The organism is Amycolatopsis nalaikhensis, assembly GCF_030264295.1.
Classification (GTDB): Bacteria; Actinomycetota; Actinomycetes; order Mycobacteriales; family Pseudonocardiaceae; genus Amycolatopsis; species Amycolatopsis nalaikhensis.
Map to the genome: position 1 here is coordinate 3,570,731 of NZ_CP127173.1, position 25,871 is coordinate 3,596,601.

Here is a 25,871-nt window from a genome sequence, read left to right on the forward strand (position 1 = left end):
CCGCTTCGTCCGATTCATTGGCGGACATTCTGGAACGCGTGCTCGACAAGGGCGTGGTGATAGCCGGTGACATCGGCGTCAGCGTCGTCGACGTCGAATTGCTGACTCTGCGGATCCGGCTGTTCATCGCGTCCGCGCAGACGGCCCGGGAAATGGGCATGGACTGGTGGACGAACGACCCGTTCTTCGCGCCGAACGCCCAGCGCGACGAACTGGCGGCGCGCGTCGCCGAATTGGAAGCCCGGCTGGCTGTGCCGGGCGGAACGGGGGAAAAGCGGTGAGCGACTGGCTCTGCGCGTACGCGATCACCCGCAACCGTCCGTCCACATGGGACGTCGAGCCGTCGCCGCGGCTGATCGGCTACCGCGACCTCGGCGTGGTCGTCGCCGAGGCGGCACCGGCCCGCTTCGACCGGATCGACACGCTCGACCCGGTCGACAGCGCGCTCGCCGAGCTGGCCCGCGAGCACGACGCCGTGGTGCGCGCGGTGTTCCGGCGAGAACCCGTGCTGCCGCTGCGGTTCGGCACGATCCTCGACGGCGAAGCCGCCGCCCGGCGGCTCCTGGAGGCGGCCTACGACCAGGCCCGCGACTGCCTCGACGAGGTCGACGGGCACCGCGAGTGGGGCGTCCGCGTGCGGCACGCCGAACCCGCGTCGACCACCCGGCCGGACACCGCGGGCCTGACCGGCACGCAGTACCTCGTCCGCCGCCGCGAGCGGCTGAAGGCGATCCAACGCGCGCGCGAAGACGTCGTCGGCGCCGCCGGGCGGCTCGAAGAAGCCTTGCGCCGCCACGCCACCGACCACGTCGGCCGGGCCCGGCCGCACGGTGTCCTGGTCAACACGGCCTACCTGGTCGAGACCGGGCGGGAGGCGGCGTTCCACGCCGAGTTCGAGTGGTTCGCGCGCGAGCTGCGCGAAGCGGGCGCGACGGTCGAGACGTCCGGGCCGTGGCCGCCGTACTCGTTCACCGACGTCGAGCTGGGGGCGGCCGCCGATGCCTGACGCCGCCGAGGCCGTCGCCGACCTGCTCGACCGCGTGGTGCACCGCGGCGCCGTCGTGACCGGCGACGTGGTCATCTCCCTCGCCGGCATCGACCTCGTCCGGCTCGACCTGCGGTTGCTGCTGCTCGGGCTCGAAGGGTGAGCGAGCCCGTCCGGATCCCCGCCGACGCCGGGCGCGGGCTCGGCCACCTGGTCGTCACCGTGCTCGACATCCTCCGCGAGGTCCTCGAACGCCAGGCGTTGCGCCGGCTCGACGCCGGAACCCTCACCCCGGCCCAGGTCGAAGACCTCGGCCAGGCCCTGATCGCGCTGGAGCGGCAGTTCGCCGAACTCCGCGCGGCCCTCGACGAAAGGACCTAGGTGACCAGACCGGGACAGACCGGCGGCCTCGCCGACACGCTCGACATCCTGCTGGACAAGGGACTCGTGATCGACGCCTCGGTGCGGGTGTCGGTGATCGGGATCGAGCTGCTGGCGATCGAAGCGCGGATCGTCATCGCCAGCGTCGACACCTACATCCGCTACCTCGAAGCGATGCAACGGCTGCAGGCCTCGCCCGCGCCCGGGCAGATTTCGCAGGGCCTCGGCCAGACCACCGGCCTGATCCCGCCACCACCGCCGACGCCCGCGGTCGCGGTGCCGGTCGAGCCCGCCGTCCCCGCCGAACAGCCGTGACGCTGCAGCACCACCGCCTTCGAGTTCGGGTCATCCTTGACCGGCGGGCGCGGTTCCCGGCCGCGCACGGCACGCACCTCGTCCCACGCGATCAGGTCGGATTTGCGACCGGCGCGCCACCACAGGCCCCGTTCGTCGACGACGAAACGATGCGTGCGGGGGAAGAAGCCGATCATGACCAGCACGCCGCCCAGCGCGAGCGCACCGAAGAGGAACGACGCGGCGGTCGGCGGAAGGTCTTTCGACGACGCCGACGGGGTCCCGGCTTCCGGGAAAATGGCGGCTGCCCCGAAGATAAGGCACATGACCAGCCCGCCGACGAACGCCCATCTCCCGGTTCGGTACTCGATCGCGGGTGCGTCGGGATCGGGTGACCAGGTCCGTTCGGGCATGAGGGGGAGCGTAGCGGACATTTCGACCATGAGCGGCTCGGCTCAGTTCTTCGAGATCGCCGCCGTCGCGCGAACCACCGCGGTGCAGCGGTTCTCGACGTACTCGAGCCCGCCTTCTTCGGCGATCCGCCGGGCTTCGGGCGACACGATGCCCTGCTGCAGCCACAACGCCTTCGCGCCGATCTCGACGGCGTCGCGGGCGATGCCCGGCGCCTCAGCGGCCGGCCGGAACACGTCGACCAGGTCGACCGGCTCCGGGATGTCCTTCAAGGACCGGTAGACCTTCTCGCCGAGCAGCTCGGTCGCGGACGGGTGCACCGGGATGATGCGGAAGCCGTGCGCCTGCAGGACGGCGGGCACGCCGTGCGCGGCCTTGGCCGGATCGCGGCTCAGGCCGACCACGGCGATGGTCTTGGCGCCTTCGAGGATTTCCTCTGCGTTCATACCGGTGGAACGCCCGGTGCGCGTCAAAGCTTCCAGAGCCGCAGGCCGCGGACGCGGTAGACGGGCCAGAGCACATGCCACGGCTTCCGGCGGGCGAACGTCGCGGCGCAGGTCAGGATGTTGCGGGCGGACGTCGTCGCCACCTCGTGGCGGTCCGGCCACAGCTCGCCCTTGGCGCCGACGGCGATCCGGAACACGGTCAGCAGCCCGCGGCCCTGGAGGTCGTACTTCGCGCCCGTGTCACCGGAGTCCGGCGCCAGCTCGGCGATTTCGGCCCCGAAGGCGCGAGCCGCCTGCGGGGCGACCTCCGCGGGCACCACGCCGACACTGCGCGTGATCGCCTTGCCGTGCATGCGCCGCGCGTACCGGAACAGCAGCGAGCGCTCCCACCACGGCAGCACGCGGTGGTGCGCCAGCAGCGCGGCGCACTCGCCGTGCCCGATCGCGAAGATGCTCGTCAGCTCATCGTAGGCGCCGTTCGTCGCCGGCTCGTTCAGGTGCAGCCGCACCTCGAAGCGCGTGCGCGCGGTGAGCTCGTCGAGCTTCTCGCGGTGATCGAGCCGCGCTTTGGCGCGGGAGAGCGACCAATCGGACATCGAACCTCCAGACGTCGCGCACAGGCTAAACGGCACGCGACGTCCGGACCACGGTTTCAGCCGATCTTCTCGCCGTACATCTCGCCGAGCGGGTCGGAGATCAGCTCGACGCGGGCACCGTCCGGGTCGGACAGGTAGATGGAGGTCTTGCTCTCCAGCAGGTACTTCACGCCGGCTTCGTCGAGCTTGTCCTTGATGGCGCTCCACCGTTCGGGCGTGACGGACAGCGCCAGGTGGTGCAGTCCACCGAGGACTTCCGCGTACGGGCCGAGGTCCAGCCCCGGCAGGTCGAAGAACGCGACGGCGTTGCCGTTGCCGACGTCGAAGAAGAAGTGGCTGGAGCCGGGGTAGTCGCGGTTCTCGATCAGCTCGGTGAGCGGGAAGCCCAGGATGTCCTGGTAGAACTCGATCGTCCGCTCGACGTCGCTGGAGATCAGCGCGGTGTGGTGGATGCCGCGCCCGTTCGTCGCCGGGCGTTCGGCGGCCGGGCGCAGGTGGCGCTCGCGCAGCTGGTCGCGGATCTCGGCGAGCTTGGTGACCTCGGCCTGGGTCGGTGCCATGTCCCTCACGTCCCTTCCTGGTGGTGCTCTCCAAACTACGCTCCATTTCTCTCGCGCGCAAGAGATTGCCTAGCGAGAGTTCCGCTGGACGGAACGCGGCGGCTTGTGTGCGGGCTGCGCGCAGGGCAGAGTCCGGGGCGTGGACGTCAGCAAGGTGCAGGAGGCCGCCGCCGCACTGGCGCGGGCCTACGCGACGCGGGACCCGATCGAGCCGTTGATCAAGACCTACCCGGACGCGGGCGTCGAGGACGCCTACCGCATCCAGCAGGAGCAGGTCCGGCACTGGGTCGAGGGCGGCGACGCCGTCCGCGGGCACAAGGTCGGCCTCGCGTCGGCGGCGATGCAGCGGCAGATGGGCGTCGACCAGCCCGACTACGGGCACCTCACCGGCAGCATGTTCCACCTGGAGCACCAGCCGATCCCGACGACGGCGTTCCTGCAGCCGCGGATCGAGCCGGAGATCGCGTTCGTGCTCGGCTCGGCCCTGCGCGGCCCCGGCGTCACGGTCGCCGACGCCGTTCGGGCGGTCGACTTCGTGCTGCCGTCGCTGGAGATCGTCGACTCCCGCATCCAGGACTGGAAGATCTCCCTGTTCGACACGATCGCGGACAACGCGTCGTCCGGCGGGGTGGTGCTGGGCAGCAGCCCGACCGCGTTGTCGGCCACCGACCTGCGGCTGGCGGGCTGCGTCCTGTACCAGAACGGAGCGGTGGCGGCGACCGGCGCGGGCGGCGCGGTGCTCGGGTCGCCGCTGAACTCGCTGGTGTGGCTGGCCAACACGGTCGGCCCGCTCGGGGTCACGCTCGAGCCGGGGCACGTCGTGCTGCCCGGGTCGATGACCCGCGCGATCCCGGTTTCGCCGGGGGACACGATCGTCGCGACCATCGCGGGCATCGGCAGCGTCACCGCCGTGTTCGCCCCCGCGGAGGAATCATGAACGTGCGTGAAGCGGCCGCGTCCCTGCTGGGCACGGTCTCGGAGCGGGCCCCGCTCACAGAGTCCTGGCCCGAGCTCGACGTCGACACGGCGTACGCGATCCAGGACGAGGCCCTGCGGCAACGGCGCGCCCGCGGCGAGACGCTCATCGGCGTCAAGCTCGGGCTGACGTCGCGGGCGAAGCAGGAGCGCATGGGCATCGACGCGCCGCTGCTGGCGTGGCTCACCGACGCGATGGTGCTGCCGGCGGGCGCGCCGGTGCCGCCGTTGATCCACCCCCGCGCCGAACCGGAGCTGGTGTTCGTACTGGGCCGCCGCCTGGCGGGCCCGGGCGTCACGGCGGCGACGGCACTGGCCGCGGTCGACCGCGTGTACGGCGGCATCGAGATCATCGACAGCCGCTACGCAGACTACCGCTTCACGCTCCCGGACGTCATCGCGGACAACGCCTCCTCGGCGTACTTCGGCGTCGGCCCGGTCGGGCTGCCGCCGTCCACTTTGGACCTGTCGCTGGAGGCGACGCTGCTGGAGGTCGACGGCCAGATCGTCGACACGGCGACCGGCGCGGCGGTCCAGGGCCACCCGGCGGAGGCCCTCGCCTTGGCGGCGAACGCGCTGGGCGCGCGGGGCCTGGCGTTGGAGCCGGGGTGGCTGGTCCTGACCGGTGGCATGACGGACGCCGTTCCGCTCCGCAGTGGTTCGCGGGTCGCGGCGCACTTCTCCCACCTGGGCTCGGTGACGCTCTCGGGCTGAGCCGTCACGGCGACGCCGTCGGGGTTTCCGGCGCCGGGCTGGCGCGTGGCTCCGGGACCTCGGCGTGCCGGTACGCGCGCGCCTGGATCTCGTACAGCTCGTGGTACACCCCGCCCGCGCGGACCAGCTCCTCGTGCGTGCCCTCCTCGATCAGCCTGCCCTTCTCCAGCACCAGGATCCGGTCCGCCGAGCGGATGTTCGCCAGCCGGTGGGTCACCAGGACCGTCGTGCGGCGGCCGCGGTCCGAGGTGCTCGCGTGCTGGAGCCCCGCGAACACCCGGGCTTCCGCGCGGGCGTCGAGCGCCGCCGTCGGCTCGTCGGCCACCAGCACCGACGCGTCGCGGTAGATGCCGCGGGCGATGCCCATGCGCTGCCACTGGCCGCCCGACAGGTCCTGGCCCTCGTCGAACTTCTTCGACAGCACCGTGTTCTCCTTGTCCGGCAAGGAGTCGATCACCTCGGCCGCACCCGAGGAGTCGACCGCCTCGCGCCACGCCCGCCGGTCCGGGTCCGCGCGGCCGAGGCGGCCCACTGTCACGTTCGTCGCCGCCGTCATCGGCCACTCCGCGGGTTCCTGGGCGATCACCGCGATGTTCGCGTGCACCGAGGCCGGGTCGGCGTGCGCGAGGTCGACGTCGTCCCAGTGCACCGTGCCCTCGTCCGGCGGGTAGAGCCCGGTCAGCAGCTTGCCCAGGGTGGTCTTGCCCGACCCGTTCTCGCCGACGAGGGCGACCACCTCGCCGCGCCGGATCGTCACCGAAATGTCCCGCAGCGCCGGCCTTTTCTGGCCCGGGTAGGTGAAGCTCACGCCGTCCAGCCGGATCTCGGCCGGATCGGACGGCGCCTTCACCGCTGTCGCCGGTGGCTGCCGCTTCCGCGACTCCACCAGCAGCTGGCGGTAGAACCCGATGTAGAACGAGTCCTCGTACAGCGTGTTGACCGCGCGCATGGTGTTGGACAGCGCCGTCGACGCCGTGCGCATCGCCAGCACCGCCGTGCCCGCCAGCGCCAGCTCCATCCCGCCGGTGTAGAGCAGCCAGCCGAGCACCAGGAACGCGACGGCCGTGCCGAGTCCCGCCGCCGCCCGGCCGGTCGTGCGCACCAGGTTGCTGCGGTGCGCCAGCCGGACCTCCTCCCGCGTCAGGCTGCGCGCGATCCGGCGGTACTCGCCGAGCAGCGGTTCCTGCAGCGTCAGCGCGTGCCGTTCGAGGGCCATCGAGCGCCAGGTGGCCACCTCTTCGACGATCGACTTGCGGATGTTGCGCCCGACGGTGTCCAGGAAGTGCCGGTAGTTCAGCTTCGCGACGCGCGCGGCGGCCCAGCCGTCCGCCGCCGCGGCGAGCAGCAGCACCGGCGCCAGCCACGGGTTCAGCAGCGCCGCGGTGAGCATCGCCGCCGCCAGCGAGATCAGCGACGAGGTCAGGTCGGCCATCCGCCGCAGGCTCGTTTCGATGGCCCGGACGCCGAACCGGGCGCCCTGGCGGGACAGCTCCCGGAAGTCCGCGTCCTCGAAGGCGATCAGGCCGACGCGCACGACTGCCGCCGTCACCTCGTCGTCCGCCGCCGCGGTGACGCGGGGCCGCAGCGTGCCCTCGACGGCGGCGACCGCCGCGTCCAGCAACGCGCGCGCCGCGTACGACCCCGTGACCACCGCGATCGCGGGCAGCGACTGCAGCACCCGCTCCGGCGTCGGGCCCTGTTCGAGCAGCGCGGTGAAGACGTTCGCGGTGGCGAGCAGCCCGAACGCCGTGACGGAGCCCGAGACGACGTGCACGACGGCGGCCAGCAGCGTGAGCCGCGGCGACGTGCGCCACGCCAGCCGCAGCACGACGGCGACCGCGGTCGGCAGCGCACGCACGGCCTGGCCGAAGCCCGCGGCGGCCACGCGTTCGTCGACGCGCGCCCACTCGGGCATCTTCATGTTCTCCACCCCGATCAGCGGGGGCGGGTCCGGAGGTCTTGGCACGCGTTCCTGTGTACTCCGGGGGTCCGACAATTCCGGGCCGCGCTGATCACGGACGTCCCGGTAACCGGCCCGCGGAGCTAGGCCGTTCGGGTGAAAGTAATCGTTTTCCCTGGGCCTCCGGCGGTATCGGGGACACACTCGCACCACGGCCCCGAAACGGGGCGAGGCGAATAACTAGTAATTGTTGTTTAATGGGCCCACCGCTGGACCGCCCGGGTCGGCTGGTCCGCGGAAGTGGTGGCAGGGACCGGAAACAGGTGACGTCCTCAAGTAAGGGGGGAGGGGCGTCGCCTGTTTCCTCCTACCCGTTTTCGCGGGTGTAGCGAGCACGCAGAAATGGGCTGAATTCGTCGTCTTCGCCGAGCCGGACGTCGATTTCGTGCGTCAGGGTGTCGCCGTCGGGGGTGAGGCGGTGGCGGGCGACGCCGCGGGCGGTCTCCTTCGCCAGGACGAGCGTGCCGCCGTCCCAGCCGCCGCGGGCTGGTGACTCGGGCGGGAAGCCGTAGCTGTCGAAGCCGTACCAGAGCGTCTCGCCGGTCCGCGGGTCGGCGGTGAAGACGTTGTGCCCCAGGAACTCCGTGCCGTCCTCGCGGCGCTGCCGGTAGTCCTGGAGCAGCGCGAAACCGTTGAGCGCCAAGCGGTACGCGCAGTCGGCGCGCGCGGTCGAGGCCGGCGCCCACGGCGAAGCGGCGAGCTCTTCGGTCCCGGTCCAGTCGCCGACGAAGGCCTTGAGCGCGTCGTGGGCGGGGCCGAGGCTGGGCATGTCCATGGTCGTCTCCATTTCGACAGGTACCTGTCGATGTGCGAGACTAGCACGCATGCGGTCCCATCGAGCCGAGACGTTCACCCGGGTGATCGACGCGGTCTTCGCCTGCAACGGCGGCTTCCTCGCGGCGGGCGACGCGCTGACGGAGCCGGTCGGGCTGACGGCGGCCCAGTGGCAGGTGCTCGGCTTCCTCGAAGACGGTCCGGCGACCGCCGCGGAGGTGGCGCGCCGCCGCGGCCTGCGTCGGCAGAGCGTGCAGGAGACGGTGAACCGCTTGCTGCGCAACGGAATGCTCGACCGCGTCCCGAACCCGGCCGACGCGCGAGCGCCGGTGTTGACGTTGACGCGGCGGGCGAAGGAAGCGCTGCGCGCGCTGGGTTCGGCGCAGGTCGAATGGGCCGAGGACGTCGCCGCCGAGGTGTCGCAGGAGGATCTGGAGACGACGCTGCGCACGTTGCGGCGTCTGCGGGAGGTTGTGGCCCAGCCGCGGCTGCGGTGATCGGTCAGCGGGCCGCGCCGGGGCCGGGGAGCAGGTCGACGTCGCCCGCGTGCATGGGCTCGCCGCAGTGCGCGCACGTCAGCTCGACCCGGCTGATCTCGCCGCACGCGTGGTGGCGGTAGAGGACCGGCGGGCCCGCCTCGCCCGCCAGCCACTTGTCGCCCCAGCGGGTCATGGCCATGAGCATGTCGACCAGCTCGGTGCCCTTTTCGGTGAGGACGTACTCGTAGCGGGGCCGCTTGTCGTACGGACGGCGGTCGAGCACCCCGGCGTCGACCAGGTGGTTGAGCCGCTCGGTGAGGACCTTGCGCGAGATGCCGAGGTCCGCCTGGAGCTGCTCGAACCGGCTGAACCCGGCCCAGACGTCGCGCAGGATCAAGGGCGACCAGGGCTCTCCGATGACGTCGAGCGTGCGCGCGATCGAGCACGCGGCCAGCTCGCTGAAGTTCGTGCGCTGCATGAGGCCAGATTAGCACTCGGGGTTCCCTTAAGGAACTCTGCCTGCTACGGTTCTGAAGTCTCCTCAAGGAACTCCGAAAGGATATGGCGATGAGCAAGGTCATCAGCGCCCACGCGGTCTCGGTCGACGGCTACATCACCGGCCGCGACGCCGGCCCGGGCCGCGGGCTCGGCGACGGCGGCACGCTCTTCGACTGGTACTCCGGCGGAGACACGCAAAGCCGGGTCTTCGACTTCTTCCACCTCAGCGAGCCGAGCGCGCGGGTGTTCGACGAGCTGGCCGGACGCATCGGAGCCGTCGTGGCGGGCCGCAAGACGTACGAGGATTCGGAGCACTTCGGCGGCGGCAGCCCGCACCCGACGGCGCCGTTGTTCCTGCTCAGCACCCGGCCCGCGCCCGAGCTGACCGAGCGCCAGACGCTGGTGGGCGACATCAAGGAAGCGATCGCCCTGGCGAAGGAGGCCGCGGGCGACAAGGATGTCGCCGTCATGGGCGGCGGCGCCCTGACCTCGGCGCTGCGGGAGGGGCTGGTCGACGAGTTCGTGGTGCACCAGGTCCCGATCCTGCTCGGCGGGGGCCGCCCGTTCTTCCAGGAGCTGCCTTCGCACGTGCGGGTGCGTCTCGTCGAAGCCGTCCCCGCGCCCGGTGTCACCCACCTCCACTACGCAGTCGCCTGAAATCCCTCTCTCGCAAGGAGCTGAAACGATGATCGAAGCCGACGTCCGCCGAGTGCTCGAGACCACCGCGGTCGGCCACCTCGCCACGGTGCTGCCGGACGGCGGGCCCCACTCGGTCCCGGTCTGGGTCGACCCGGAAGGCGACCGGATCGCCATCATCACGGGCCCGGGTTCGCGCAAGGCCCGCAACCTGCGCCGCGACCCGCGGGTGGCGCTGTCGCTGACCCCGCTGGACAACCCGTTCGAGCCGGTGATCATCCGCGGCCGCGTGGTGGAGTGGGTCGATGGGGACGCCGCATGGGCGATCGTCGACCGGATCGCGAACAAGTACATCGGCTCGCCGTACTCGCGGGACCAGGAGCGGGTGGTGGCGTTGATCGAGCCGGAGCGGCAGAGCGTGGGGATGGGCTGAGGCCTGCGGCGGCTCGCGCGCCCGGCGGGCTGCTCGGCCCGGGTGGGCCGACCGGGTGGCGGGGCATCGAGCGCGGGATGGGCCGGACGGCTGCGTCGCCGGCCGAGATGGCGGGCGTCGCGCTCATCGAGCTGGGATGGGCTGGCTCGAGGCGGCCGCGCGCCCGGCGAGCTGCTCGGCCCGGTGCGGTCGACCCGATCGCGCGCGCGGGGGGCGGGCCGCGAGGCCGATCGCGCGCGGCGCGGGCCGCGCGGAGCCGGTTTTCGAGGCTGCGGGTCAGTCCGGCTTGATGCCCAACGCCGTCAGGAACGTGCGGAACCCCGCGGGCATGTCGACTTCCGCCGGGTCGAGGAGCCACTGCAGCTGCAGCCCGTCCAGTACCGCGATCGCGATCGGGGCCAGCTGTTCCGGCGTTGTCCCCGGGGGCAGCTCGTCGCGGTGGCGTTCGAGCATCTGGGTCATGCCCGCCCGCACCCGGGCGTACCGGTCGTGGAAGTACTCGCGCGCCGGGTGGTCCTCCGTGACGCTGTCCGCCGACAGCACCGTGTACGTCTGGACGATCCCCGGCCTCGTCGCGTTGTAGTCGACCAGGTCGGCCAGCTGGTTCACCGTCATCGACGACTCGTCGCCCGGTGGGGCGTGGCCGAAGTGCAGCAGGTCCCACTCGTCGCGGGTCTCCAGCACCGCCGTCAGCAAGTCCTCCTTCGTCGGGAAGTAGTGCATCAAGCCCTGCTGGGTCAGGCCGACGCGGTCGGCGACCGCCGCCAGTGACGTGCCGCGGTAGCCGCGCTCGGCGATCACCTCGAACGCCGCCCGGACGATGCTCGCCCGGCGGTCGGTACCCCTGGCCCGCGTCATGATCCCGAGCCTACGGCAGAAGCTATCACGGAACCATAACTTTCACTACCCGATGCCAGGTAGAGTGGCGCCATGAGCTTCGACGTCGACGCGCTGCTGGCCGAGCTCGACCTGGACGCCAAGGCGAGCCTGCTCGCCGGCCAGGACGTCTGGACCCTTCCCGCCCGGCCGGACATCGGCCTGGTCTCCCTCGTGCTCTCCGACGGCCCGGTCGGCGTCCGCGGGGTGCGGTGGAGCCCGGACGACCCCTCCGTGACCCTGCCCAGCCCGACGGCCCTCGCCGCGAGCTGGGACCCGCGGCTGGCCGTGCGCGTCGGCCGCCTGCTCGCGCGGGAAGCCCGGCGCAAGGGCGTGCACGTGCTGCTCGCCCCGACGGTCAACCTCCACCGCTCACCACTCGGCGGCCGCCACTTCGAGTGCTACTCGGAAGATCCCCTCCTCACCGGGATGATCGGCGCCGGCTACGTCACCGGCGTGCAGGACGGCGGGGTCGCCGTCACGGTCAAGCACTTCGTCGCCAACGACTTCGAGACCGAGCGCTTCACCGCCGACGTCCACGTCGGCGAACGCGCCCTGCGCGAGCTCTACCTCGCGCCCTTCGAGCTCATCGTCCGGCGCGCGAAGCCGTGGGGGATCATGGCCGCCTACAACAGCGTCAACGGCACCACGATGACCCAGCACGCCGAGCTCCTCAACGGCGTGCTGCGCGACGAGTGGGGCTTCGACGGCTTCGTCGTGTCCGACTGGCTGGCCGCGCGCGACACCGTCGCCTCCGCCGCCGGCGGCCTCGACGTCGCGATGCCCGGCCCGCGCACGGTTTTCGGCGCGCGGCTCGCGGAAGCCGTGCGCGGCGGCGAAGTCGACGAAGAAGTCGTCGACGCCATGGTCCGCCGCGTGCTCCTGCTGGCCCACCGGACCGGCGCGCTCGACGGCGCCCCTGAGCCGCAGCTGTCCACTATGGACGGCCACGCGGTCGCGCGCGAGGTCGCGCACCGGTCGTTCGTGTTGCTCAGCAACGAATCCGGCATCCTGCCACTGCGGGAGCCGCGCAGCATCGCGCTCGTCGGCGCGCTGGCCGCGGACCCCAAGATCCTCGGCGGTGGCAGTGCCACCGTGTTCCCCGACCACGTGGTCTCCCCTCTCGACGGGCTCCGGAAAGCCGTTCCCCCCGGCACCGAACTCGGTTTCGCCACCGGTGCCGATCCGCGGACGACGCTACCGGCGGCCACCGACAATTTCCGGCTCCGTGCGACGGCCCGAGCCGCGGATGGCACCCGATTGGCTGAATTTCCGCTCAGGGAAGCCAGAATCGACTGGATCGGGGAACTGCCGGAGGGACTCGACATCGGCACGCTCGCGTCGGTCGAGATCGCCGGAACGTTCCTGCCCGAGCGCGGCGGTACACACACCTTCGCCGTCACCGGCCCCGGCGACCTGCGCCTCACCGTCGCCGGGCAAACCCTCTTCGACGGCGTGAACCTGCCGGAGGGCGGGGACATCTTCACGTCGATCATGCAGGTCCACGAGCAGCGGCGGGAGGTCGAACTGGCCGCGGGCGAGCCGGTCGACGTCAGCCTCACCTACTGGATCCCGTCGGAGATGGCGGAGTTCGCGCGCGGCACCTTCGCGTGGGTCACGTTCGCGCTCGGCCACCGCGGCCCGGTCCTCGACCCTGACGCGGCCATCGAGGAAGCCGTTGCCCTGGCGGGGAAATCGGACGTCGCGGTCGTCGTGGTCGGCACGACCGCCGAGGTCGAGAGCGAAGGCTTCGACCGGACTTCCCTCGCCCTGCCGGGAAGGCAGGACGAACTCGTGCGCAGAGTCGCCGAGGTCAACAGCAACACCGTCGTCGTGGTCAACGCCGGTTCCCCGGTGGAGCTGCCGTGGCGCGACGACGTCGCCGCGGTGCTGCTCACCTGGTTCCCCGGCCAGGCGGGCGGCGACGCGCTCGCCGACGTCCTCTTCGGCCGCGAAGAACCCGGCGGCCGCCTGCCGACGACGTGGCCCGCGAAGCTCGAAGACGCACCGGTCACCAACGTGACGCCGGAAGACGGCGTGCTGGCCTACGAAGAAGGCGTCTACATCGGTTACAGCGCCTGGGCGCGCGCCGACCGGCAGCCCGCCTACTGGTTCGGCCACGGCCAGGGCTACACGACCTGGGTGTACGAGGAACTCGACGCCTACCCGGACGACGAAGGCGGCGCCCGCGTCCGGGTCCGCGTGCGCAACACCGGGAAACGGCGCGGGCGCGAGGTCGTCCAGGTCTACCTGGCCCCGACCGAGCGCGGCGACCGGCCGCACCGCTGGCTGGCCGGGTTCGCGAGCGTCGAAGCCGGGCCGGGCGAAGCGGTCGAGGCCGACATCGCCATCGCGCCGAGGTCGGTCGAAGCCTGGCGCGACGGCTGGCGGCACATCGCGGGCGAATACGTCCTGGAGGCCTCGCACGCCTACGACCAGCCGCGGCTGAGCACGCGGGTGGTGCTGCAGAAAATCCGTTGAGCACGCCCGGCGGTGTCCGCTAACGTCCCGCGAGCACCCCACGAACCGGGAAAGGAGGTGGGACCGATGATCACGCAACCGATCACGCGCTCCCACCTCGGAACGAGGGTGCCGGGTCTCTGACCGGGAGCGCGTACTCCTGGAAGGATCTCCATGACCGATCTGGTCGTGCGCCCGCTCGAAGCGGGCGAAGAAGCACTGTTCACGTCCCTGCCCGACCGCGGTCTCGTCGGCCGCACGCTGCTGGGCGACGACTTCGCCGAGATGGCGGCGAAGGGCGAATACCGGCCCGAGTGGACCTGGGTCGCGCTGCGCGACGGCGTCGTCGTGGCGCGGGCCGCGTGGTGGGCCCGGCCCGACGACGATGCCCCGATCGCGCTGGACTGGTTCGACTTCACCGACTTCGACGCGGGTGTCCACCTGCTCAAGACGGCGCCGCTGCGCGCGGAGTACTCCTTGACCACGCCACCCGCGTGGCCGGACGACCCCGCCGTCGCGCACGAGGTGAACGTCCGCGTCGAGGCGGCCGAGAAGGCGGGCTACCGCAAGCTCGTCGAGCGCTACCGGTTCCGCTGGACGCCGGAGCGCGGCCTGCCGGAGAAGCCGGGACGGCTCGAGTTCCGGCCCGAGCCGGACGACGACGTCATCTTCGAGGTGTTCAAGCGGGTCCACGTGGGCAGCCTCGACGCGCACGTCCGCCACACGGTCGCCGAGAAGGGGCTCGACGCGGCCGCGCGGGAGGACCTCGACATCATGCGGTGGATGCCCGCGCCGCGGGAGTGGTGGCGGCTGGCGTACACGCCCGAAGGCGAGCTGGTCGGGCTCACGCTGCCGAGCCGCAACGTCTACGACCCGGTGGTCGGCTACATCGCCGTGCTGCCGGAGCACCGCGGCCACGGCTACGCCTACGACCTGCTCGTCGAGGCCACGCACGACCTCGTCGGGTACGGCGCCGACCGGATCGTCGCGGGCACCGACGTCGGCAACGTCCCGATGGCCAAGGCGTTCGCGAAGGCGGGCTACCCCGTGACGCAACACCGCATCGACCTGGTCTGACGCCGTCGTGAGTGGCGATTCGGGTTCTAACCCGAATCGCCACTCACGACCCGCGGGCGCTACCGTCGCTAGAGCGATCTATCAAATCGGACGGGGGCCCGTGATGGACGTTCTGCAGGAGAAGGGGCTGACGCCGCTCCGCGCGATTCTCGGCTTTTCGCTGGTCAGCACCGTGCTGCACTACTCGCACAACGTCGTGCGGGCGGCGGACTACCCGCCGCTCCCCGGCGTTCCGCTGGTGGTCACGCAGGTCGTGGTCGCTTTCGGCTGGGTGCTGTTCACCGCGTTCGGCTGGCTCGGCTACCGCGCGTACGTCCGGGGCCGGTACCCGCGGGCGCTGGCGTTCCTGTTGGTCTACTCGCTGTCCGGGCTGGCCAGCGCGGGCCACTTCCTGGTCGGCGACGTGCACATCCCCGCGTTCTGGTTCGCGACGATCTTCACCGACTCGGCGGCAGCCCTCGCCCTGTGGGTCTTCGTAACCTGGGCCTGGGCGACGCTCAACCGGGTGACCGCGCGAGATCAAGTTTCTACACAACATTGACGTCCGTCTGAAGTGTGTAGACAATCGGGTGAGTGACCACCACCACACCGGTTGCCTTCGACCGTCGTCCGGACGAGTACCGCCACTGGCGCCTCCAGATCGACGGGGAGGTGGCGTGGCTGGAGATGGACGTCGACGAGCAGGGCGGGCTCGTCCCCGGCTACGAGCTGAAGCTGAACTCCTACGACCTGGGTGTCGACATCGAGCTGTACGACGCCACCCAGCGGCTGCGGTTCGAGCACCCCGAAGTCCGCGTGGTGGTGGTGACCAGCGCGAAGGACAAGGTCTTCTGCGCCGGCGCGAACATCCGGATGCTGGCGGCGTCCGAGCACCACTGGAAGGTGAACTTCTGCAAGTTCACCAACGAGACCCGCAACGGCATGGAGGACGCCACCGAGCACTCCGGCCAGACCTACATCGCCGCGGTGAACGGCACCTGCGCGGGCGGCGGCTACGAAATCGCGCTGGCCTGCGAAAAGATCCTGCTGATCGACGACAACTCCTCGACCGTCGCGCTGCCTGAGGTCCCGCTGCTCGGCGTGCTGCCCGGCACCGGCGGCCTGACGCGGGTCGTCGACAAACGGCGCGTCCGCCGGGACCTCGCCGACGTCTTCGCGACGCGCCCGGACGGCGTCAAGGGCAAGACGGCGGTCGACTGGCGGCTGGTCGACGAGCTGGTCCCGCGCCAGGACTTCCGCGAGACCGTCCGGAAACGCGCGCGTGAGATCGCCCGCGAGTCCGGCCGGACCGGCGAAGGCGGCATCGAGCTGACCCCGCTCGAACACCGCTACGTCGCCGTCGAGGTCGAAAAGGACCAGGCCACGATCACCATCAAGGGGCCGGAAACCGACCCCGGCGACCTCCACGAAGAGGGCGCGAACGGCTGGTTCCTCGCCATGACCCGCGAGTTGGACGACGCCATCCTGCGGCTGCGCACCAACGAGGTCGAGGCGGGCACGTGGATCCTGCGGACCCAGGGCGACCCGGAGAAGGTGCTCGCGCACGAGCAGGCCGTCCTCGGCGGCAAGGACTGGCTGGCCAACGAGATCACGCACTACTTCAAGCGCACCCTCAAACGCCTGGACGTCACCAGCCGCAGCCTGATCGCGCTGATCGAGCCGGGCAGCTGCTTCGCCGGGGCCCTCCTGGAGGTCGCGCTCGCCGCGGACCGGCAGTACATGCTGGACGGTCCGCCGATCGACGACGAAGACAGCGACGAACGCGCCACGATCCGGCTGTCCGAAGCCAACTTCGGGGTCTTCCCGATGGGCAACGGCCTCTCCCGGCTCCAGGCCCGCTTCTACGGCGACGACGACCACCTCACCTGGCTCGCCCGCGAAAAGAACCGCGACCTGAGCGCCGCCGAAGCCGTCGAGCTCGGCCTGGTCACCGACGCGCCGGACGACCTCGACTGGGAGGACGAGATCCGGATCGCGCTCGAGGGCCGGGCGTCCCTGTCCCCGGACGCCCTCACCGGAATGGAGGCCAACCACCGGTTCGTCGGTCCCGAGACCATCGAGACCAAGATCTTCGGCCGCCTGGCGGCTTGGCAGAACTGGATTTTCACCCGGCCGAACGCGTCCGGACCGGAGGGCGCGCTGCGCCGCTACGGTACGGGTCAGAAGGCCGTCTTCGACAGGAAGCGGGTCTAGCGCAGATGCCCGAGAAGATCGACTACGACGCCAAGATCCCCAACAACGTCAACCTCTCCGAGGACCGGCGGCTGCAGCGGGCGCTGGAGGGCTGGCAGCCGAAGTTCATGCACTGGTGGGGCGAGATGGGCCCGACGCTGGAGACCCAGGGCGTCTACCTGCGCACCGCGGTCAGCGTCGGCCGCGAGGGCTGGGCGCACTTCGACCACGTCAACGTGCCCGACTACCGCTGGGGCATCTTCCTCGCCGAGCGCGACCCGGACCGCCGCATCGCCTTCGGCGAGCACAAGGGCGAGCCGGTCTGGCAGCAGGTGCCCGGTGAATACCGCGCCGACCTGCAACGGCTGATCGTCATCCAGGGCGACACCGAGCCGGCGTCGGTCGAGCAGCAGAAGCTCCTCGGCCTGACCGCGCCGAGCCTCTACGACCTGCGGAACCTCTTCCAGGTCAACGTCGAAGAGGGCCGTCACCTGTGGGCGATGGTGTACCTGCTGCACGCCTACTTCGGCCGCGAAGGCCGCGACGAGGCCGAAGGGCTGCTGCTGCGCAACTCCGGCAGCCCCGACGCGCCCCGCATCCTCGGCGCGTTCAACGAGGAAACCGCCGACTGGCTCGCGTTCTACATGTTCACCTACTTCACCGACCGCGACGGGAAGTACCAGCTCGGCACGCTCAAGGAGTCCTCCTTCGACCCGCTCTCGCGCACCTGCGAGTTCATGCTGAAGGAGGAAGCGCACCACATGATGGTCGGCACCACCGGCGTCGACCGCGTGGTGACCCGCAGCGCCGAGCTGATCCGCGAGCACGACACGTTCGACATCGGCCCGCACGGCGGCGTCCCGCTCGACATCATCCAGAAGTACATCAACTTCCACTACACCGTGTCCCTGGACCTGTTCGGCAGCGAGACGTCGACGAACGCGGCGAACTACTACACCGCCGGGCTCAAGGGCCGCTGGCAGGAGACCCGCCGCAAGGACGACCACAAGCTCACCGAGGACGCCCGCACGCTCGAGCGGCCCAACGGCGACGGCACCTGGACGACCGAGGAGATGCAGGCCATCCTGCTGCTCAACCTCGACCTGCGCAGCGAGTACGTCGCCGACTGCCAGACCGGCGTCAACCGCTGGAACAAGATCCTCTCCGAGGCCGGCATCGACCACGCGTTCCGCCTGCCGCACCCTGGCTTCAACCGCGAAGTGGGCATAAACTCCGGCCACCACGTCACTCCCGACGGGACCATCGTCGACGAGGCGACTTGGGAGGCCGGCAAACGCAAGTGGCTGCCCACGACCGAGGACCTCACGTTCGTCCGCTCGCTGATGCACCCGGTGTACGAGCGCGGGAAGATCGCGAGCTGGGTGGCGCCGCCGCGGCAGGGCATCAACGGGAAGCCCTTCGACTACGAGTACGTGTACCTCACGTAGGAGGTCTGGTGGCGACAGGGTTCAACGCGGCGGAGTACCTGCTCTCGGCCGGGCACCCGGACGCGACCGCGGTCGTGTCGCCCCGGCGTTCGCTCACCTACGCCGAGCTGGCGGCGGAGTCCCGGCGCGTCGCGGCCGGGCTGGCCGAGCTCGGCGTGCGGCCCGAAGAACGGGTCATGTTCTGCATGGTCGACGACGTCGAGCTGCTCTCCGGCATCCTCGGCGCGATGCTGGCCGGCGCGGTCGCGGTGCCGGTGTCCACCATGGTCACCGGGCTCGAGCTGGGCAAGATGCTGGCCGACTCGCGGGCGCGCGTGCTGTGCGTGTCCGGTGAGTTCGCCGAGCAGGCGGTGACGGCCTTAGGGCTCGCGCCCGAGGTCACCGACGTCGTGCTCGACCGGGCCGACGCCGCCGCGTTCGGCGCCCGGACGCACGAGTGGCCGTCGCTGACCGGGACGTTCCGAAGTGGACAGACGTGGGAGGACTCGCCCGCGCTGTGGTTGTACACGTCGGGGACGACCGGGCAGCCCAAGGGGGCGATGCACCGGCACGCGAGCATCCGCGCGGTCTGCGAGACGTACGCACGCGGCGTACTGGCGACGACCCCGGCGGACCGGTTCCTGTCCGTGCCGAAGCTCTTCTTCGCCTACGGGCTGGGGAACTCGTGCTTCTTCCCGCTCGGCGCGGGTGCGACGACGCTGCTCGAGCCTTCGCGCCCGACGCCCGCGTTGTTCGCCAAACGCGCCCGCGAAGAGCAGCCGTCGCTCTTCTTCGCCGTGCCGACGTTCTACGCGGCGCTGCTCGCCAGCGACGTCCCCGACGACTCGTTCGCGTCCGTGCGGCACGCCGTCTCGGCCGGGGAGCCGCTGCCCGCGTCGCTGTTCGAACGGTTCCGCGCCCGGTTCGGGCTGGAAATCCTCGACGGCATCGGGTCGACCGAGGCGTTGCACATCTTCCTGTCGAACCAGCCCGGCTCGGTGCGCCCCGGCAGCACCGGCGTGCCCGTGCCCGGTTACTCCGTGCAGATCCGCGACGAAGCGGGCGCGGTGATCGACGCCGTCGGGAAGCCGGGTGAGCTGTTCGTCTCCGGGCCGTCGACGGCGACCGGCTACTGGGCGCGGTACGACGCGACCAAGCTGGTCTTCCAGGGCGAGTGGCTGCGGACCGGCGACAGCTACGTGCGCAACGAGGACGGGACGTACACCTGCCTCGGCCGGTTCGGCGACATGCTGAAGGCGGGCGGGATCTGGGTGTCACCGTCCGAAGTGGAGGAACGGCTGCGGCAGCACCCGGCGGTGGCCGAGGTCGCGGTCGTCGCGGCGCCGGACGCCGACGGGCTCGACAAGCCGGTGGCGTGCGTGGTCGCCGCCCCGGGGTCCACTGTGGACCCGGACGAGCTGATCGAGTTCTGCCGCGAGGGCCTGGCGGCGTTCAAGCGCCCGCGCGGCGTGGTCGAGCTGGCCGAGCTGCCGAAGACGGCGACCGGCAAGATCCGCCGGAACGTGATCCGCGAGCAGGTCCGCGACGTGCTGCGGGTGGTGCCCAGTCCGTGATCGACGAGCACTTCGTGGTCGACGCGCACGTCCACGCCCCACGCCTCCCGACGCTCAAACCCGCCTGGCTGCAGTGGGCGCACGACTTCGCGGGGCAGTACCCGTGGCGGTCGGTGTACTCGTCGTCGGGGGAAGTCGTCCCGGCGGCGATGGACGAGCTGATGGAGTCCGAGGGCGTCGACCGCGTGCTGCTGTTCTGCGAGTACAGCCCGCGCGCGACCGGCATCCAGCCGATCGAGGACAACCTGCCACTGGTCGAGCACAACCCGACGCGCTTCCGGCTCGTCGCGAACGTCAACCCGTACCTGCACCACCCGGCCGTGTCGGAGGTCGAGCGGCAGCTTGACCTGGGCGCGGTGGCGCTGAAGATCCACCCGGTCCACGGCGCGTTCTCGCCGGCGGACAAGGAGCTGTACCCGGTCTACCAGCTGTGCTTGGAGCGCGGGGTGCCGGTGATCCTCCACTCCGGAACGTCGAGCTTTCCCGGGTCCCGCACCAGTTTCGGGAACCCGGAGCTGCTGTCCGATGTGGTCGAAGACTTCCCGTCACTGCAGTTCGTGTTCGCCCACGGCGGCCGCGGGTGGTGGTACGACGTCGCGGCGTTCCTGGCGCTGGCGCGGGACAACGTCTGGCTCGACCTCGCCGGGCTGCCGCCGAAGAAGCTGCCGGAGTACTACCAGCGGTTCGACCTCGTGCGGCTGGCCGGGAAGTTCGTGTTCGGCACGGACTGGCCGGGGGTGCCCAGCGTGGCGAAGAACGTCCGCGCGCTCGCCGCGCTCGGCCTGCCGGAGGACGTGCTGACCGGGGTCTTGTCGGGCAACGCGATCAAGCTGATGCCGTCGCTCGCGTAGCCTGGCCCGATGGGGAGCGCCGGGGTTCCCGACCCGAACGATCGCGCTGATCCGGGCGGAGGCGATCGACGCCGGTCGGGGCGACTGGCCCACAGTGGCGGCCCGCGCGCAGTACCTCTTCCGCGGCGCGCGAAGCGATCCCGGGACGCCGAAGCCGCGGCGAAAGCGTGGCTGCGCACGCGGGGGTGCCGGTGACGCGCGGCACCCCCGCGCCCCCAGAAGCTCAGCCCAGCATCTGGTGCAGGCAGAGGACGTTGCCCTCGGAGTCGGTGAACCACGCCGCGCGTTCCTTGCCCAGTTCCGCGATGTGGTCGACCGTCTTCAGGCCCTCCATCTCGAAGTCCTGGAACCGCACGCCGTGGCTCTCCAGTGCCGAGATCTCCGCCTCGAGGTCGCCCACCTCGAAGCTCAGCGCCGTGTTCTCGCTCTGCGAGCCGGCCGGCATCGGCCGGAGCCCGATGGCGCCGCCGGCCGTGGCGAAGTACTGCGTTCCGTCTTCGCCCTTCCCCGTGCGCGTCAGGCCGAGGGAGTCCGCGTAGAAGTGGCCGGCGCGTTCGCTGTCGGTCACCGGGAGCATCGTCGTGATGGTCGATTCGGTCAGCATGACTCCCATGGTGCGCCCGCGTCCGCACCGCCGTGACCTCGACTTTTTCAACGGTCGGTGTTGGCCTCGCGCAGTGTCCGCATCGCTGCGGCGAGTGCCCCCGCGTCGTCGCCGAGCGGGGTCAGGACGATCCGGCGGAGGATCTCCGCCGCCGCCGAGCGGGCCTTGTTCGCCATGTCGAGCCCGTGGTCGGTCAGCGCGGCGAACGTGACGCGGCGGTCGTCGGGGCTCGGGACGCGGCAGATCAGGTCGGCCGCCACCAGGCGGTCCGCCACCTTCGTGAAGCCGCCCGACGACAGCGCCGCCTCGGTCGCCAGCTTCGTCATCGGCATCCGGTGATCGGGCGAGCGGACCAGCCGCAACAGGATGTCGAACGACGCTGGGGCCAGCCCAAGGCGCTCGGCGATCTCGCCCATCAGCTTGTCCTGCGTGGCCAGGTAGCCCTCGATGACCAGGCCCCACCAGGTGACGATCTCGTCGTCGTCGGTCTTCGGATCGGGTGTCACGGCGCCAGCTTACCTTGCCGGAATATATCTTGCGCGCGAGAGGTTCTGGGGTTACCTTGGGAACTCAGGAGGCAACCATGTCGATCAAGACTTCCGGTCTGCACCACGTGACCGCCATCGGCGGCGACCCGCAGCGCAACGCCGACTTCTACCTGCGGACCCTGGGCCTGCGGCTCGTCAAGACCACGGTCAACTTCGACGACCCCGGCACCTACCACCTCTACTACGGCGACAGCTCGGGCAAGCCGGGCTCGCTGATGACCTTCTTCCCGTGGCCCGACGCGCCGAGCGGCCGCCGCGGCACCGGCCAGGCCACGACTACGTCGTTCTCCGTCCCGGAGGCCTCGATCGGCTGGTGGAAGCGGCACCTGGCGGCGAGCGGCGTCGAGACCGGCGAGATCCGCAACGCCGACGACGAGGACACCCTCACCTTCCGCGACCCGGACGGCCTGCAGCTCGCGCTCGTCGCGCACCCGCAGGGCGACCCCCGCGACCCGTGGGACACCCAGCTCGTCCCCGCCGAGCACGCCATCCGCGGCCTGCACTCGGTGACGCTCTCGGTGAACAAGGAGGACGCCACCGCCGGCATGCTCACCGACGGGCTCGGCCTCGGCTTCGCGCACCAGGAAAGCAACCGCCTGCGCTTCGCCGCCGGTGACGGCGGGCCGGGTGCGCTGGTCGACGTCCTCGTGACGCCGGACGCGCCGCGCGGGCTGGTCGCCGCGGGCACCGTGCACCACGTCGCCTGGCGCGCGCCGGACGAGGAAACCCAGAAGACCTGGCGCGAGGAGCTGGTGGACAAGGGCGTGCACGTGACGTCCATTTTGGACCGTCAGTACTTCCGCTCGATCTACTTCCGCGAGCCGGGTGGCACGCTGCTCGAGGTCGCGACCGACGAACCGGGCTTCGCGGTCGACGAGCCGCTGCTGGAGCTGGGCCGCGCGCTCAAGCTGCCGCCGTGGCTGGAGCCGCGCCGCGAAGAGATCGAGCACATGCTGCCCAAGCTGAACCTTCCCACCGAGAACAACCCGGAGCTGTCATGACGCTCGAGCACGAGTACGTCGAAGGGGCGCCGGACGCGCCGGTGCTGCTCCTGCTGCACGGCACCGGCGGCAGCCCGGCGGATCTGCTGCCGCTGGCGCGCGAGCTGAGCCCGGACTCCGCCGTGCTCGCCCCGGCGGGCCCGGTGTCCGAGTACGGCGCGGCGCGCTGGTTCCGGCGGCTGGCCGAGGGCGTGTTCGACCACGAAGACGTCGTCAGGCGCGCGAACCAGCTCGCGGACTTCGTCCTCGAAGCCCGTGAGAAGTACGGCTTCGGCGATCGCCGCGTGGTCGCCATCGGCTTCTCGAACGGCGCGAACATCGCCGCCGCCCTGGTGCTGCTGCGGCCCGAGGTCGTGCGCGAAGCCGCCCTGTTCGCGGCGATGTCGCCAGTCCCGGACCCGCCCGCCACCGACCTCGGCGGCGCCCGCGTCTTCCTGGCCAACGGCGAACGCGACCCGATGGCGCCGCTGGCGTCCACCGAGGAGCTGATCCGGCTGCTGCGCGAGCGCGGTGCCGACGTCGTCACGCAGCGCCACCCCGGCGGGCACCAGATCACCGCGGACGGGGTGCGCGAAGCGACGAAGTGGATCAAGACCTAGCGTTTGTACGGAGCGTATACCGGCTCCGCCTACGATCGGGCGATGACTAACGAGGCACTACAGCGTGCTACCAAACTGCTGGACGCCGCCATCCTCGCCGACGGGCACAACGACCTGCCGTGGGAGCTGCGGCAGCACGGTGGCCCGAACCCGGTCGAGGCGGCCGCGTCGCTGGACCTGACCGTCCGGCAGCCCGCCCTGCACACCGACTTCCCGAAGCTCGCCGACGGGAAGCTCGGCATGCAGTTCTGGTCGGTGTACGTGCCCTGCGAGTTCGAGGGCCACAGCGCCGTGACGGCGGTGCTGGAGCAGATCGAGGTCGTCTACCAGCTGGCCGAGCGCTACCCCGACCGGCTCCGGCTGGTCGACACCGCCGACGAGGCCGAGGCCGCGTTCGCCGACGGCCGGATCGCGTCGCTGCTCGGCGCCGAGGGCGGGCACAGCATCGCCGAGTCCCTCGGCGTGCTGCGGATCCTGCGCCGCCTCGGCGTCCGCTACATGACCTTGACGCACAACTACAACACCACCTGGGCCGACTCGGGCACCGACGAGCCGGCCCACGGCGGGCTCACCGAGTTCGGCCGCGACGTCGTCCGCGAGATGAACAAGATCGGCATGATGGTCGACCTCTCGCACGTCGCGCCGTCGACGATGCACGCGGCGATCGAGGTCAGCTCGGTCCCGGTGATCTTCAGCCACTCCTCGTGCCTCGCGGTCAACGACCACCCGCGCAACATCCCCGATGACGTCCTGGCGAAGCTGCCGGGCAACGGCGGCGTCGCGATGACGACGTTCGTGCCCGCGTTCGTCTCGCCGAAGGTCACCGCCTGGGACCAGCAGCTCAAGGCCGCCATGGCGGAGGCGGGCCAGGACTACCGGAACCTGACCCAGCGCGGGAAGTTCGTCGCCGAGTGGGACGGCCCGCCGAAGCCGAAGGCCACCGTCGAGGACGTCGTCGCGCACGTCGAGCACGCCCGCGAGGTCGCCGGCATCGACCACATCGGCCTCGGCGGCGACTACGACGGCGTCGGCTCGCTGCCGGAGGGTTTGGAGGACACGTCCAAGTACCCGGTGTTGTTCGCCGCGCTGCTCGAGCGCGGGTGGAGTGAGGACGACTGCGCGAAACTGGCCGGGAAGAACACGCTCCGCGTCCTCCGCGAGGTCGACGGCTTCGCCCGTTAGGGGGTTTGAAGCGGCGTTCCCCGCGCGCCGGACGGACACTGGGCCCATGACGCACGCGCGCGGGGGCGCGGCCGACCGCCCCACCGGCCCCGGAAACCACGACCTGCCCGGACACGACGGCCCCGGCCGCCACGAGGCGGCCGGGCCCGAGGTGCCCGAGGGCGCTCTCGAGCCCGCCGAGCTGCGCGCGGGCGACGTCCGGCCCGGCGCCGAGGAGGTCGCGCCGGTGCGCCCGGCGCCGAGCAGGCCCGCCGCCGGCACGAAGCCGCGGCCGACGCGGATCAGCGGCACGTGGGTCGCGGTCATCGCCGGCCTCGTCGTGCTGATCGTGCTGCTGATCTTCATCCTGCAGAACCTGGACTCGGTGACGGTGCACTTCTTCGGTGCCGAGGGCAGCCTGCCGCTGGCCATCGCGATGCTGTTCTCCGCGATCGGCGGCGCGGCCCTGGTCGCGCTGATCGGCGGCGCCCGGATCCTGCAGCTGCGCAAGCAGGCCCGCCGCCGCTGACGCAAGCGTTTGCCCGCTGGTCAGACGATGATCGACGTCATCCCGAGCACGGTCGCGCAAACGTTTTCGTCGCCCGTGGTGCGGACGCGGTCGAGGTCCGCGGCGTTGCGGGTGCAGAGCCGCCAGAACGTGTCGAGGTCCGTCGTCACGGTGGCCAGCGGCGTCCGCGACGGCGGCGCGCCCCGGTCCAGCACCCAGCCGTCGCGCTCGCGGCGCGCGTACCACTTGCCCGCGCCGGTGACCGTGTAGCCGACCTGCTTGCCGACGCGGGCGTCGACGTCACGCAGGGTGTGCGGCAGCGCGCGGACGAACGTGTCGGCGATCGGCTCGGCGTACTCGGCCTCCAGCGGCGTGTGCTCCAGGGCCTCCCGGATCTGCACGTGGTGGACCCAGAACTCCGAATAGTCGCGGGCGGCGTCCAGCCAGCGCGGCGCGGGCTCGTCACCCGCCCAGCTCACCGGCTCGCCGAGCACGTCGAGGTCGAGCTGCGCCCAGTACTCCGTCGTCTGGCCCATGAACTCGTAGAGCATCGTCAGCAGGACGTCGGTCGAGAGACGGCGGCACGCGACGACCCACTCTTCGTTGATCCGGTCGATGAACCGCGGGAACGCCTCACCCGGACGGGGGGCTTCGGCGGAGTGGCCGTCGCGGCCGCGGGACAGCCTGCCGACCTTGTCGCCCAGCAGGTGAGCGGCGACGTCCTTGACCGACCAGCCGTCGCACATCGTCGGCCGCGTCCAGTCTTCCGGGGTCAGCGCGCTGAGCAGTGTCATCAGCGCTTGTTCTTCCTTGGCGAAGTACGGAAGGACGTCGATCGGCGGACCCCAGCGCGTCGGACTCATGTGTGCAT

Annotated in this window: 32 protein-coding genes; 22 read left to right on the forward strand and 10 right to left on the reverse strand. The window is 71.1% G+C overall.

What is annotated here, in order from left to right:
- The first annotated feature begins 17 nt into the window (after positions 1-17).
- From QP939_RS17730 to QP939_RS17755, 6 genes are read left to right on the forward strand one after another with little or no spacing between them, the layout of a single operon-like run.
- Positions 18-281, forward strand: a complete 264-nt coding sequence (locus QP939_RS17730; RefSeq protein ID WP_352252659.1) for a gas vesicle protein — start codon at positions 18-20, stop codon at positions 279-281.
- The gene (locus QP939_RS17735; RefSeq protein ID WP_285457890.1) at positions 278-1,006 is read left to right on the forward strand and encodes a GvpL/GvpF family gas vesicle protein; all 729 of its coding nucleotides are present in this window, start codon (positions 278-280) and stop codon (positions 1,004-1,006) included. The genes QP939_RS17730 and QP939_RS17735 overlap by 4 nt, the downstream gene beginning before the upstream one ends.
- Entirely contained in the window at positions 999-1,148 is a 150-nt protein-coding gene (gvpJ, locus tag QP939_RS17740; RefSeq protein ID WP_285457891.1) for a gas vesicle protein GvpJ, read from the forward strand. Before QP939_RS17735 ends, gvpJ (QP939_RS17740) begins: the two co-directional genes overlap by 8 nt.
- Complete coding sequence (locus QP939_RS17745; protein WP_285457892.1) at positions 1,145-1,366, forward strand: gas vesicle protein K; 222 nt, start codon at positions 1,145-1,147, stop codon at positions 1,364-1,366. The genes gvpJ (QP939_RS17740) and QP939_RS17745 overlap by 4 nt, the downstream gene beginning before the upstream one ends.
- Positions 1,367-1,681 (forward strand): gas vesicle protein GvpJ, encoded by a 315-nt coding sequence (gene gvpJ / locus QP939_RS17750; protein ID WP_285457893.1) that lies wholly within the window; start codon positions 1,367-1,369, stop codon positions 1,679-1,681.
- Positions 1,678-2,055 carry a hypothetical protein gene (locus QP939_RS17755; protein WP_285457894.1) on the forward strand — a complete coding sequence of 126 codons (378 nt, stop codon included), beginning with the start codon at positions 1,678-1,680 and terminating at the stop codon, positions 2,053-2,055. Before gvpJ (QP939_RS17750) ends, QP939_RS17755 begins: the two co-directional genes overlap by 4 nt.
- A gap of 60 nt (positions 2,056-2,115) precedes the next feature.
- Here the strand turns inward: QP939_RS17755 and QP939_RS17760 are convergent, their stop codons facing one another.
- The 3 genes from QP939_RS17760 to QP939_RS17770 are packed head-to-tail and all read right to left on the reverse strand — an operon-like array spanning position 2,116 to position 3,673.
- Positions 2,116-2,517: a CoA-binding protein gene (locus QP939_RS17760; RefSeq protein ID WP_285457895.1), complete on the reverse strand. Its 402-nt coding sequence runs from the start codon at positions 2,515-2,517 to the stop codon at positions 2,116-2,118.
- Between the two features lie 23 nt (positions 2,518-2,540).
- Positions 2,541-3,113, reverse strand: a complete 573-nt coding sequence (locus QP939_RS17765) for a hypothetical protein (protein WP_285457896.1) — start codon at positions 3,111-3,113, stop codon at positions 2,541-2,543.
- A gap of 56 nt (positions 3,114-3,169) precedes the next feature.
- Positions 3,170-3,673 (reverse strand): VOC family protein, encoded by a 504-nt coding sequence (locus QP939_RS17770; protein ID WP_285457897.1) that lies wholly within the window; start codon positions 3,671-3,673, stop codon positions 3,170-3,172.
- 139 nt (positions 3,674-3,812) lie between these two features.
- Between QP939_RS17770 and QP939_RS17775 the strand changes: the two genes are divergently transcribed.
- A complete protein-coding gene (locus tag QP939_RS17775) occupies positions 3,813-4,610 on the forward strand; it encodes a 2-keto-4-pentenoate hydratase (RefSeq protein ID WP_285457898.1) in 798 nt (265 codons plus the stop codon).
- A complete protein-coding gene (locus QP939_RS17780; protein ID WP_285457899.1) occupies positions 4,607-5,362 on the forward strand; it encodes a 2-keto-4-pentenoate hydratase in 756 nt (251 codons plus the stop codon). Before QP939_RS17775 ends, QP939_RS17780 begins: the two co-directional genes overlap by 4 nt.
- A gap of 4 nt (positions 5,363-5,366) precedes the next feature.
- Here QP939_RS17780 and QP939_RS17785 read toward each other — a convergent pair whose 3' ends face one another.
- Positions 5,367-7,283 carry an ABC transporter ATP-binding protein gene (locus QP939_RS17785; RefSeq protein ID WP_285457900.1) on the reverse strand — a complete coding sequence of 639 codons (1,917 nt, stop codon included), beginning with the start codon at positions 7,281-7,283 and terminating at the stop codon, positions 5,367-5,369.
- 346 nt (positions 7,284-7,629) lie between these two features.
- On the reverse strand, positions 7,630-8,097 hold the full coding sequence (locus tag QP939_RS17790) for a DUF1579 family protein (RefSeq protein ID WP_285457901.1): 468 nt from the start codon (positions 8,095-8,097) through the stop codon (positions 7,630-7,632).
- Positions 8,098-8,146: 49 nt separating this feature from the next.
- On the opposite strand from QP939_RS17790, the gene QP939_RS17795 reads away from it, so the two are divergent.
- Entirely contained in the window at positions 8,147-8,593 is a 447-nt protein-coding gene (locus tag QP939_RS17795; RefSeq protein WP_285457902.1) for a MarR family winged helix-turn-helix transcriptional regulator, read from the forward strand.
- Between the two features lie 4 nt (positions 8,594-8,597).
- Here the strand turns inward: QP939_RS17795 and QP939_RS17800 are convergent, their stop codons facing one another.
- On the reverse strand, positions 8,598-9,053 hold the full coding sequence (locus QP939_RS17800) for a winged helix-turn-helix transcriptional regulator (protein ID WP_285457903.1): 456 nt from the start codon (positions 9,051-9,053) through the stop codon (positions 8,598-8,600).
- Positions 9,054-9,142: 89 nt separating this feature from the next.
- Between QP939_RS17800 and QP939_RS17805 the strand changes: the two genes are divergently transcribed.
- Positions 9,143-9,730: a dihydrofolate reductase family protein gene (locus QP939_RS17805; RefSeq protein WP_285457904.1), complete on the forward strand. Its 588-nt coding sequence runs from the start codon at positions 9,143-9,145 to the stop codon at positions 9,728-9,730.
- A gap of 28 nt (positions 9,731-9,758) precedes the next feature.
- Positions 9,759-10,142, forward strand: a complete 384-nt coding sequence (locus tag QP939_RS17810; protein ID WP_285457905.1) for a PPOX class F420-dependent oxidoreductase — start codon at positions 9,759-9,761, stop codon at positions 10,140-10,142.
- 276 nt (positions 10,143-10,418) lie between these two features.
- Here QP939_RS17810 and QP939_RS17815 read toward each other — a convergent pair whose 3' ends face one another.
- Complete coding sequence (locus tag QP939_RS17815) at positions 10,419-11,000, reverse strand: TetR/AcrR family transcriptional regulator (RefSeq protein ID WP_285457906.1); 582 nt, start codon at positions 10,998-11,000, stop codon at positions 10,419-10,421.
- A 72-nt stretch (positions 11,001-11,072) separates the two neighbouring features.
- Here QP939_RS17815 and QP939_RS17820 point away from each other — a divergent pair, with 72 nt between their 5' ends.
- From QP939_RS17820 to QP939_RS17850, 7 genes are all read left to right on the forward strand, one after another.
- Positions 11,073-13,499, forward strand: coding sequence for a beta-glucosidase H (locus tag QP939_RS17820; protein ID WP_285457907.1), 2,427 nt, complete (start codon positions 11,073-11,075; stop codon positions 13,497-13,499).
- A 153-nt stretch (positions 13,500-13,652) separates the two neighbouring features.
- Positions 13,653-14,555, forward strand: a complete 903-nt coding sequence (locus QP939_RS17825) for a GNAT family N-acetyltransferase (protein ID WP_285457908.1) — start codon at positions 13,653-13,655, stop codon at positions 14,553-14,555.
- 103 nt (positions 14,556-14,658) lie between these two features.
- Positions 14,659-15,096, forward strand: coding sequence for a hypothetical protein (locus QP939_RS17830; RefSeq protein WP_285457909.1), 438 nt, complete (start codon positions 14,659-14,661; stop codon positions 15,094-15,096).
- Positions 15,097-15,128: 32 nt separating this feature from the next.
- A complete protein-coding gene (gene boxC / locus QP939_RS17835; protein WP_285457910.1) occupies positions 15,129-16,748 on the forward strand; it encodes a 2,3-epoxybenzoyl-CoA dihydrolase in 1,620 nt (539 codons plus the stop codon).
- Between the two features lie 5 nt (positions 16,749-16,753).
- On the forward strand, positions 16,754-18,175 hold the full coding sequence (boxB, locus tag QP939_RS17840) for a benzoyl-CoA 2,3-epoxidase subunit BoxB (protein ID WP_285457911.1): 1,422 nt from the start codon (positions 16,754-16,756) through the stop codon (positions 18,173-18,175).
- Between the two features lie 8 nt (positions 18,176-18,183).
- Complete coding sequence (locus QP939_RS17845) at positions 18,184-19,728, forward strand: benzoate-CoA ligase family protein (protein WP_285457912.1); 1,545 nt, start codon at positions 18,184-18,186, stop codon at positions 19,726-19,728.
- Positions 19,725-20,579 (forward strand): amidohydrolase family protein, encoded by an 855-nt coding sequence (locus QP939_RS17850; protein ID WP_285457913.1) that lies wholly within the window; start codon positions 19,725-19,727, stop codon positions 20,577-20,579. Before QP939_RS17845 ends, QP939_RS17850 begins: the two co-directional genes overlap by 4 nt.
- Before the next feature lie 223 nt (positions 20,580-20,802).
- On the opposite strand, the gene QP939_RS17855 is transcribed toward QP939_RS17850, so the two are convergent.
- On the reverse strand, positions 20,803-21,183 hold the full coding sequence (locus QP939_RS17855; protein WP_285457914.1) for a VOC family protein: 381 nt from the start codon (positions 21,181-21,183) through the stop codon (positions 20,803-20,805).
- Between the two features lie 47 nt (positions 21,184-21,230).
- Positions 21,231-21,689, reverse strand: coding sequence for a MarR family winged helix-turn-helix transcriptional regulator (locus QP939_RS17860; protein ID WP_285457915.1), 459 nt, complete (start codon positions 21,687-21,689; stop codon positions 21,231-21,233).
- Between the two features lie 77 nt (positions 21,690-21,766).
- Between QP939_RS17860 and QP939_RS17865 the strand changes: the two genes are divergently transcribed.
- From QP939_RS17865 to QP939_RS17880, 4 genes are read left to right on the forward strand one after another with little or no spacing between them, the layout of a single operon-like run.
- On the forward strand, positions 21,767-22,732 hold the full coding sequence (locus QP939_RS17865; protein WP_285457916.1) for a ring-cleaving dioxygenase: 966 nt from the start codon (positions 21,767-21,769) through the stop codon (positions 22,730-22,732).
- Positions 22,729-23,331 carry an alpha/beta hydrolase gene (locus QP939_RS17870; RefSeq protein WP_285457917.1) on the forward strand — a complete coding sequence of 201 codons (603 nt, stop codon included), beginning with the start codon at positions 22,729-22,731 and terminating at the stop codon, positions 23,329-23,331. The genes QP939_RS17865 and QP939_RS17870 overlap by 4 nt, the downstream gene beginning before the upstream one ends.
- A gap of 42 nt (positions 23,332-23,373) precedes the next feature.
- Positions 23,374-24,513 (forward strand): dipeptidase, encoded by a 1,140-nt coding sequence (locus QP939_RS17875; RefSeq protein WP_285457918.1) that lies wholly within the window; start codon positions 23,374-23,376, stop codon positions 24,511-24,513.
- A 46-nt stretch (positions 24,514-24,559) separates the two neighbouring features.
- Entirely contained in the window at positions 24,560-25,021 is a 462-nt protein-coding gene (locus QP939_RS17880; protein WP_285457919.1) for a LapA family protein, read from the forward strand.
- 20 nt (positions 25,022-25,041) lie between these two features.
- On the opposite strand, the gene QP939_RS17885 is transcribed toward QP939_RS17880, so the two are convergent.
- A complete protein-coding gene (locus QP939_RS17885; RefSeq protein WP_285457920.1) occupies positions 25,042-25,863 on the reverse strand; it encodes a maleylpyruvate isomerase family mycothiol-dependent enzyme in 822 nt (273 codons plus the stop codon).
- Between the last annotated feature and the right edge of the window lie 8 nt (positions 25,864-25,871).